The sequence below is a fragment of the Chryseobacillus diguaensis genome, from assembly GCF_049220665.1.
GTDB lineage: Bacteria > Bacillota > Bacilli > Bacillales > Bacillaceae > Metabacillus_B.
The window spans coordinates 1-1,869 of sequence record NZ_JBMKNV010000031.1 but is presented as its reverse complement, the minus strand read 5'-3'; the positions used below and the strand labels follow the sequence as shown (position 1 = coordinate 1,869).

The following is a 1,869-nucleotide window of genomic DNA, read 5'->3' as shown; positions in this document are numbered from 1 at the left end:
GGCACGCCGCCAGCGTTCGTCCTGAGCCAGGATCAAACTCTCCAATAAAGTGTTTGATTAGCTCTTAAAAATAAAACTTGAATTAACGTTGGCATTTCGTTCTGTTTAGTTTTCAAAGATCATTTTCGTTTAGCGCCTCCGTTCAGAAGCGACTCAACTAATATATCATGTTTCCAACCTTTAAGTCAACAACTTTTTCAAAATCTTTTTTCGAGCTATTTTCATTCGCTCTCAGTTGCTTCCCTTAACGTCGGATCCTAAATATAACATCAAAACATGTCGAAATCAATAGAATAATAGAAACTTTTTAAAGTTTTTTCATACCCCTTCCTCTTATTATCCAATTTCAGAAAAAAAATCATCAAAATACAAAAAGGTTACCTGCATCAAACCTCCTCTCAGATCATCAAAAAACGAGGTGTGATTAGTAGAATAGAAGGCTGACATGTATATCTCATCAACTAAATAAAAACGAAAAATGAACGAAAGCTATCAGCGACGTATCCTGTCCAGCATTTAGAATGCTGCTACCAATACCAAGCTCAGCGATATTCGCTGCAGCGTATACATACGCCATTTCACCTTTGTTCAAGCTGCAGGCCCTTCCTTCCTTATTCCGCGCATTTACGACACAGCGTTCTTAACGCAGGACTGTATTTTCACGAAACCAATCTTCTCTTACCGATTGAAACGACAGGGATGGTCAATTTGCCCTTAGGAATCCCTTCCTAATATCACACCGTAAAGTTGATAAATTGCTGGCTGTTTAAAAAATCAATCTTAATTTACAATATTTAAAAATGAGATAAAGACAGACTAGTAAAAAAGCATAAAACGGCCTCTGAAAGATTTTAATGATTTGGATAGATTATTTGAATAATTGGATAGATTGCGCGATTATTCGGATAGATTACGGGATCATTCCGATAGATTACTGCTTCATTTGCAGCTTTTTATAAACTATTCAGCTTAAAGGGAGTGCTGCATTCACCACGGATAAGTGAATGACCTGACATCTTCTTAATTATTTTGAAGCATTTAGGGGCTTTATAGAGGATTTTCATTCATTTTCTTTGGATTTGGCTGTTTTCGCATTGAATGCTGCGATTCGTAAGATCTAAGAACACGCATAAAGATTAGCTATGTGGCTTATTTTCCTAAAATTTACAATTTTATTTAGCTTGATGTTCACTTGATTGAATGAAAAAACAGCAAAGTTTAAGAAAAAAGCCTTTGATTTTGAATAGAAAATAGAGCTACTTTAAGACTAATAGCTATTCTTCTCTGATTTTTTGGCAGTGACACGGGGTTTATGCACCAGTTTTCGAAGTTTATGCACAGCTTTTTGGAGTTTATGCACGGGTTTTCCGTGTTTATGAACGGCTTTCCAGAGTTTATGCACTACAAAATTGTATTACGCTCGGCTTCATTCATTTATAATCAGGTTACTCACAATATGCGCAGCTTTTTCCCATCATGTTCAGGCTTTCTTCCTTATGCGCATCGCCTTATACACAATTTCCACCCTTATACACAGCCCCCCTATAACCACCTCCCCTATCCCAGAACAAATATCCACAGATCTAGATTTTATAGTTTCCTAAACGACAAAAAAGAACAGCTGATCAAATCAGCTGTTCTTTCATTTGCCCGGCAATGTCCTACTCTCACAGGGGGAAACCCCCAACTACCATCGGCGCTGAAGAGCTTAACTTCCGTGTTCGGTATGGGAACGGGTGTGACCTCTTCGCCATCATTACCAGACAAGTTGTAAGAGATTGCTCTCTCAAAACCAGATAACACAGTCACAAGTTTCACAGGAGAACACTTCCGTGTTCCTTCTTTTGGGTATCACATTAGGTTAAGTCC

The 1,869-nt window shown here is 37.9% G+C and carries 1 rRNA gene; it reads right to left on the bottom strand.

From position 1 onward, the window contains the following. Window positions 1-1,648: 1,648 nt before the first annotated feature. Window positions 1,649-1,764: ribosomal RNA gene (rrf, locus tag ACOT8F_RS20850) — 5S ribosomal RNA — on the bottom strand. Between the last annotated feature and the right edge of the window lie 105 nt (window positions 1,765-1,869).